This window comes from Endozoicomonas sp. SESOKO4, assembly GCF_024606275.1.
Genome location: NZ_JAHHPS010000301.1, coordinates 1 through 7,621, shown reverse-complemented (window position 1 = coordinate 7,621; position 7,621 = coordinate 1). Strand labels below are relative to the sequence as shown.

Below are 7,621 nucleotides of genomic sequence, written 5' to 3'. Positions count from 1 at the left end.
CCTGTTAGGTGACTAACGGGAATCTCGCTCCTTCAGGGGCGAGAGGATGTCAACACACTGGATTTGATAGCTTATGACTGGTTCTACTCTCGGAACTGAATCACTGAGCCAGCTTTCATCAATTCGAGCAAAAACCAATATTTTCCAATGTTTCAGGTATCAAACCTGCTTTCTGAAATTATGAGCAAACTGATCATTCTTGACCGCGACGGAGTCATTAATAAAGACTCTGACCACTACATTCGTTCGGTAGATGAGTGGATTCCTCTGCCTGGCAGCATTGAAGCTATAGCCAGGCTCAGCAGGGCAGGGTATTCCATCGCCATTGCAACCAACCAGTCGGGCCTTGCCAGAGGTTACTTTACTGAAGAAACCCTCAAGGCCATGCATCAAAAAATGCTCGATCTGGTGGTTTCAGAAGGTGGCAAGATTGACTGCATTCAATACTGTCCCCATGGCCCTGACGATCAATGTTGTTGCAGAAAGCCTCTTCCGGGGATGATTGAACAGATCGAAGAAACTCTAAACATTCCTGCATCATCTGCCTGGGTCGTCGGGGACTCTCTAAGAGATCTTGAGGCAGGGCAAGCAGTGGGATGTAAGGTAGCTCTGGTAAAAACCGGCAAGGGCGTCAGAACGCTAAATAAAGGGGAAGGTCTTGATAATGTGCCAGTGTTTGAAGACTTGGCCGCTTTTACTCGCTTCATTATCGGACAGTCACAGATCAGTCTTCAAGGATAAACACAATAGGTTTTAAATGTCACTCGTCGTTCAATCCATAAGAACAGCTTTATTTTATTTCCTGCTGACCATTTTTACTGTTTTCTGGTCCATGGTAATGGTTTTTGTTGCTCCTCTCGTTCCCATGAACAGACGCCACAACATACTGGTGAAGTACTGGGCGATTATCGCTATGGGACTGGCCAGATTTATCTGTGGGATAAAGTATGAAGTACATGGAAAAGAAAACATTACTGACATCCCATGCGTCATGATCAGTAATCACCAAAGCACTTGGGAAACGTTTTTCCTGCAGACGCTCTTTAGCCCTCAGGCTCCGGTTCTTAAGAAAGAGCTATTGAAAATTCCATTCTTTGGCTGGGCCATCAGACTCATTAAACCTATCGCCATTAATCGTAATGATCCAAGGGCCGCATTAAACGATGTAGTAGAACAGGGTACTTCAGCTTTGCACGACGGTCGTTGGGTTTTGATTTTTCCAGAAGGTACTCGTAATCCTAATGGCCAGCTAGGCAAGTTCTCAAGAGGCGGTGTCAATCTGGCACGAAAGGCTGGGGTTAATGTACTGCCCATTGCCCATAATGCCGCTGCTTGCTGGCCTATGAACAGTTTTCTAAAAAAGCCCGGGACCATTCAGCTTCATATAGGAACAGTCATAGAAACCAAAGACAGGACGGCGCTGGAGATTAATAATGAAGCTCGGGACTGGATTTCCAATACACTGGATAACATGAATGGGAAATCGGAAGGGGCTTAAGCTCAGACATCATTCATCACCGGATAACAGGTGATGAAGATGTTGGCTTGCCATCAAATCACTAAGAGGAAGCCGTGTACTTCTCGATCAGTTGAATCATGATATGAATGGCTTTGATGTGAATTTCCTGGATTCGGTCAGCGTATCCGAAGTGGGGCACCCTGATCTCTACATCCGCCAGACCTTCCATTTTTCCACCATCCTTACCCGTCAGAAGAATCACTTTCATCCCTTTTTTCCGGGCCGCTTCAACCGCTTTCAGGATATTGACAGAGTTACCACTGGTACTGAGCCCGAACAGGACATCGCCCTCAAAGCCAACGCCTTCCAGATAACGCGAGAACACATACTCATAACCGTAATCATTGGAGACACAAGAGAGGTGACTGACATCAGAGATGGCAATCGCCGGGTAAGCAGGACGGTTATCACGATAGCGGCCAGTCAGTTCTTCAGCAAAGTGCATAGCATCGCAATGAGAGCCTCCGTTACCACAGGAAATAACCTTTCCACCCTGCTTAAAGGCCTCGGCCAGCAGGCTCGCAGCACGATCTATAGCATCAATACAGGTTTCATCATTAAGAAAGCGCTCCAGAAGCTGTTGGGCTTCTTCGAGTTCTGCACGAATTACTGAATGGTACATGTCTGTCAACTGTTGAATCGGAGGCCTCAAGTATACTGCTGATGTATCAACGGTGCAGCATAACTTTATTTGCCCGAAAGAGGGTTAATTGATTGCGCTCAGAGCCGCTTTGTCTAAGGACCCTGAGTGCAACTATGGGGTATTAAATATCAAGGTTAGCCACGTTCAAAGCATTAGACTCAATAAAGTCTCTACGAGGCTCAACCTGATCTCCCATCAGTGTATTGAAGATCTGGTCAGCAGCAATAGCATCTTCAATGGTCACCTTAAGCATCCTTCGCACGTCCGGATCCATCGTGGTTTCCCAAAGCTGCTCGGGGTTCATCTCACCCAGACCTTTATAGCGCTGAATGTTGTGACGTTTGGTAGACTCTGACATCAGCCAATCCAGACCTTCCTCAAAGGTTTCTACCGCCTTTTTCCGCTCACCTTTCTGGATGAATGCGGACTCTTCCAGTAATCCCTGTAGCTTGGCTCCGAGACTTTTGATCGAACCGTAATCACCCGAGCCAAAGAAGTCGACATTCCAGGTGTATTCGGTCGGCACACCATGGGAAACGATGGTAACTTTGGGCAACCACACCTGATGCTCGCGATCTTCAAACAGCTCAAAACTCATCTCGCGGCCAGCTAACTTCAGCTCCTGAATGCGTACATTCAGGGTGTCCAGCCAAGACATCATTTTTGTCTGATCTTTTAAGTCTTCTTCGGAAACGGCATCCAGATAAATCATCTCTTTCATGACTTCAGAAGGATAAATTCGAGACAGACGTTCGATAGTTGCAATAACCTTTCTGTATTCTTTTACCAGAGATTCCAGAGCTTCATCACCGATACCCGGCGCATTTTCATTAACATGCAGGGTGGCGTTTTCCAGGGCAGACTGGGTCAGATAGTCATCCAAGGCAACATCGTCTTTAAGGTATTGCTCCTGTTTACCTTTCTTCACTTTATAGAGCGGCGGCTGAGCGATATAAACGTAGCCATTTTCAATCAGCTCTGGCATCTGGCGAAAGAAGAATGTCAGCAACAGGGTTCGAATATGGGAGCCGTCAACATCAGCATCGGTCATGATGATGATATTGTGATACCGCAGTTTCTCAATGTTGAATTCAGTACGACCAATGCCACACCCCATTGCGGTGATCAGAGTACCGACTTCCTGAGAGGAAAGCATTTTGTCAAAGCGTGCTTTTTCAACGTTCAGGATCTTACCTTTGAGTGGCAGGATGGCCTGTGTTTTCCGGTTTCGTCCCTGCTTTGCAGAGCCACCCGCAGAGTCACCCTCCACGATGTACAGTTCAGAGAGCGCAGGGTCTTTTTCCTGACAGTCAGCCAATTTCCCGGGCAGTCCTGCTATGTCCAGCGCCCCCTTTCTGCGGGTCATTTCGCGGGCTTTGCGGGCTGCTTCACGTGCTCTGGCTGCATCGAGCATCTTGTTGACAACCGCTCTGGCTTCCTGTGGGTTTTCCATCAGGTAGTCCGCAAGATAACTGCTCATCTCCTGCTCAACAGCGGTCTTCACTTCAGAAGAAACCAGTTTATCCTTGGTCTGGGAAGAAAATTTAGGATCAGGCACCTTAACCGATATGATCGCAGTGAGGCCTTCACGAGCATCATCACCAGAAGTAGAAACTTTCTGGTTCTTGGCAAAACCTTCACGCTCAATGTAGTTGTTCAGGTTACGGGTCAGCGCGGCTCTGAAGCCAGCAAGGTGGGTCCCCCCATCACGCTGAGGAATGTTGTTGGTAAAGCAGAAAATGTTTTCCTGAAAGCCATCATTCCACTGCAATGCCACCTCTACACCAATGCCATCTTCCCTTACTTTCGTGAAGTGGAAGACCTTGTTGATATTGGTTTTATTGGTATTCAGATATTCAACGAATGCACTCAGGCCTCCGTCATAGCGAAACTGGTCTTCTTTCCCCGAACGCTCATCAATCAGTCGAATAAAGACGCCAGAGTTCAGGAAAGAGAGTTCCCTCAGCCTTTTAGCCAAAATGTCATAGCTAAACTGGATGTTGGAGAAGGTTTCCTCAGAGGGAACAAAATGAACCTCTGTACCGCTCTTTTCAGTTTCTCCAATCACCTTCATAGGTTCCTGTGGAACACCGTGCGCATAGATCTGCTGATGAACCTGACCATTTCTGCGGATGGTCAGTTTAAGCTCTTTGGAAAGGGCATTTACTACGGATACACCGACACCGTGAAGACCACCAGAGACTTTATAGGTGTTATCATCAAACTTCCCCCCCGCATGAAGTACCGTCATGATCACTTCAGCGGCAGACACACCTTCTTCTTCGTGGATATCTACCGGGATTCCCCGACCGTTATCACGAACGGTTATGGATTCATCCGGGTGGATAATAACTGCAATTTCATCACAGAAGCCTGCCAGGGCTTCATCGATCGAGTTATCTACCACTTCAAACACCATGTGGTGAAGTCCGGTACCGTCATCCGTATCACCAATGTACATTCCTGGACGCTTACGAACTGCATCGAGGCCTTTCAGCACTTTAATATTGGACGCATCGTAATTTTGTTCACTCATACTCTTTCTCCAGCGATTTCTCCAGCGATTCAGCCTGGCGAATCTCACGCCCAGATTTCAGGTTCACAGTTCCCTGTTTCACGTGAAACACTTTAAGATCAATTTCAGGCTTCCAGCAATTCACCAGTGTGCCCGGCTCTACACAGGTAATAAATACCTGACTTTGCATATTCTGTAATATTTTACACATAGCTTTTCTGTGATGAATATCCAACTCTGAAGGCAAATCATCCACAAGAAAAACACACTGGCTATTACTCATTTTTGAAAAGAGATAACCTTGCGCAAGCTTTAACGCACAAACGACTAACTTTAGCTGGCCACGAGACAAAATATCGACGGCATTACTTCCATCAAGACGCACTCTAATATCAGCTCGTTGTGGCCCTGACTGTGTGTATCCAGCCTGAAAATCACGAACTGCATTTTCTTTTAACACATCAGCCAGAGAGCGTTCTCTATCCCAACCTCGGTAATAACCAATCTTGATATCAGCAAGTGAGGTTAGCTGGCTGAGAACATCCTGAAAAACGGGTGTCAGTTGATCAAAGTATTGCTGCCTTAGTTGATCCAGAGCCACAGCGGCCCTCACCAGTTCCACATCCCAGACTGAAAGCTGGGATGAAACGGATGAACCCTTCATTTTACCATGACGTAGTAAACTGTTCCGCTGTTTAAGTACTTTTTGAGTTCGCTTCCAAATAGGTAAGAATTCAGTGTGTTTCACGTGAAACACTCCCCAATCAAGAAACTGTCTTCTTTGCTTGGGTGAACCTTCCAAAAGTTTAAAGGTATCAGGATTGATAATTTGTAAAGGCAGAAGTCTGGCTAACTCAGAAGTTGACTTAAGACTTTCCCCGGCCACACGAATTTGAAAATGTTCTTCTTCTATATCTCGGGAGACGCCAACCGGTATCAGTCGATCATTATTGGATTGAATTTGAGCAAATACAGTGCACTTTCCCTGTTTATGACGAATAACCGGTTTTAGTCTGGCACTTCGAAAAGATCGAGCCAAACCCAAGAGATGGATAGACTCGAGAATACTGGTTTTCCCACTGCCATTGAGTCCGTAGAGAATATTGATATCCGGAGAAGGGGAGAAGGTGGCAGATGCCAGGTTCCTGACATCCTTGATCATCAGCTTGTGAATCGTCATTTTCCTATCACCCTGTCGGGAATGACATACTTCACAAATGCTTGTAATGATGAGAGAGCCTTTTGCCTTGAAAAGGCCCTGAACAGTAAAAAAGCCTCGAATGATGGTAAAAACACCTTCATTAAAGTCTCATAGGCATAACAACATAAGTGGAGTCACTGGCATCAGACTCTTCCAGCAGAGCACTGCTGTTAGGGTCAGAGAGGGTAATCTTGACGGATTCACCAGTGATAACAGACAAAACATCCAGCAAGTAACTGACGTTGAAACCCACTTCCAGAGTTTCACCGTGGTAAGCCAGACTGATCTCTTCTTCGGCTTCTTCCTGCTCAGGGTTGTTGGCCATCACCTTAAGTAAACCATCAGAAAGGATCAGGCGAATACCACGGTACTTTTCATTGGAAAGAATGGAAGCGCGTTGGAAAGCCTGACGAAGTTCCTGACGATCACCAATAATAATCTTGTCGCCACCACGGGGGATAACACGATCATAATCAGGGAATTTTCCGTCCACCAGTTTGGAGGTAAATATAAAGTCCCCGGTTTTCGCCCTGATATGGTTTGCCCCCAAAGAGATATGAACCATCTCGTCACCTTCCGTCAGAAGACGAGCCATCTCCAAAATCCCCTTACGAGGAACGATGACCTGATGACGATCAAGCTGATTAATATCAGCATCGACAGTACACATAGCCAGACGATGCCCATCGGTAGCAACAAATCTCAGCGTATTCTGGCTGACTTCAATCAGCATACCGTTCAGATAATAACGGACGTCCTGTTGCGCCATGGCAAAACCAGAGCGATCAATCAATCGACGCAAACGACTCTGACCAATAGTAAAGGTCATGGAACCTGCTTCTTCGTCAATGCTTGGAAATTCGTTGGCAGGCAGAGTGGACAGTGTAAAGCGAGAACGGCCTGCTTTCAGCTTGACCCGTTGATCATCCTGGGAAAACTCAATCAAAGCGTTTTCCGGAAGAGACTTGCAGATATCCATTAGCTTTCGGGCGGGAACAGTAATTTCTCCGCCCTCAGAGACGTCATCCAGTGTCACTCGACCTACCAGCTCCACCTCCAGGTCGGTACCTGTCAATGAGAGTTGATCACCGTCCACCACCATCAGGACGTTGGACAATACAGGTAGAGTCTGTCTGCGCTCAACAACACCCGCCACCAGTTGAAGTGGCTTGAGCAATGCTTCCCGATTAATGGTAAATTTCATCGCTTTCCTTTCTCTTGGCTATCTGGAAGGCAGTCACAATGACTTTCTTCCTGAATTCATTAAATATCTGCTGACTGAATCAAAATCAGCTAGTCAGCGATCTCAATAGATTTTTGTAGTCATCACGGATTTCACCGTCTTCATCCACCAGCTCTTTCACTTTACGGCAGGCATGAAGTACAGTGGTATGATCTCGTCCGCCATAAGCGTCACCAATTTCAGGCAGGCTATGACTGGTTAACTCCTTGGAAAGAGCCATTGCGATCTGCCTGGGTCTGGCCACAGAACGGCTGCGACGTTTAGACAGAATATCAGCAACCTTGATCTTGTAGTACTCAGCCACAGTTCTTTGAATATTATCAATACTGACCTGTTTATCCTGCAATGCAAGCAGATCCTTCAGGGACTCCCTGATGAGGTCGATATCAATCTTGCGCCCCATAAAGTGGGCACTGGCAATCACTCGTTTCAGAGCGCCTTCCAGTTCACGCACATTGGACCGAATTCTCTGGGCAATAAAGAAAGCTGCCTCATGAGGC

Annotated in this window: 7 protein-coding genes; 2 read left to right on the top strand and 5 right to left on the bottom strand. The window is 46.6% G+C overall.

Annotation, left to right across the window (positions count from 1 at the left end; all coding sequences use genetic code 11):
* Positions 1-180 precede the first annotated feature (180 nt).
* Together gmhB and KDK16_RS05665 are read left to right on the top strand one after the other, a co-directional pair.
* Positions 181-741, top strand: coding sequence for a D-glycero-beta-D-manno-heptose 1,7-bisphosphate 7-phosphatase (gene gmhB / locus KDK16_RS05670; protein WP_257275077.1), 561 nt, complete (start codon positions 181-183; stop codon positions 739-741).
* 16 nt (positions 742-757) lie between these two features.
* Entirely contained in the window at positions 758-1,498 is a 741-nt protein-coding gene (locus tag KDK16_RS05665) for a 1-acyl-sn-glycerol-3-phosphate acyltransferase (RefSeq protein ID WP_257275076.1), read from the top strand.
* Between the two features lie 61 nt (positions 1,499-1,559).
* Here the strand turns inward: KDK16_RS05665 and lpcA are convergent, their stop codons facing one another.
* From lpcA to KDK16_RS05640, 5 genes are all read right to left on the bottom strand, one after another.
* Positions 1,560-2,141, bottom strand: a complete 582-nt coding sequence (lpcA, locus tag KDK16_RS05660) for a D-sedoheptulose 7-phosphate isomerase (RefSeq protein ID WP_257275075.1) — start codon at positions 2,139-2,141, stop codon at positions 1,560-1,562.
* Positions 2,142-2,283: 142 nt separating this feature from the next.
* Positions 2,284-4,698: a DNA topoisomerase (ATP-hydrolyzing) subunit B gene (gene gyrB / locus KDK16_RS05655; protein ID WP_257275074.1), complete on the bottom strand. Its 2,415-nt coding sequence runs from the start codon at positions 4,696-4,698 to the stop codon at positions 2,284-2,286.
* Positions 4,691-5,857, bottom strand: a complete 1,167-nt coding sequence (gene recF, locus KDK16_RS05650) for a DNA replication/repair protein RecF (RefSeq protein WP_257275073.1) — start codon at positions 5,855-5,857, stop codon at positions 4,691-4,693. The genes gyrB and recF overlap by 8 nt, the downstream gene beginning before the upstream one ends.
* Positions 5,858-5,978: 121 nt before the next feature.
* Positions 5,979-7,082 carry a DNA polymerase III subunit beta gene (gene dnaN / locus KDK16_RS05645; protein ID WP_257275072.1) on the bottom strand — a complete coding sequence of 368 codons (1,104 nt, stop codon included), beginning with the start codon at positions 7,080-7,082 and terminating at the stop codon, positions 5,979-5,981.
* A gap of 85 nt (positions 7,083-7,167) precedes the next feature.
* On the bottom strand, positions 7,168-7,621 hold a 454-nt coding region (locus KDK16_RS05640; protein WP_257275071.1), incomplete at its 5' end, for a helix-turn-helix domain-containing protein.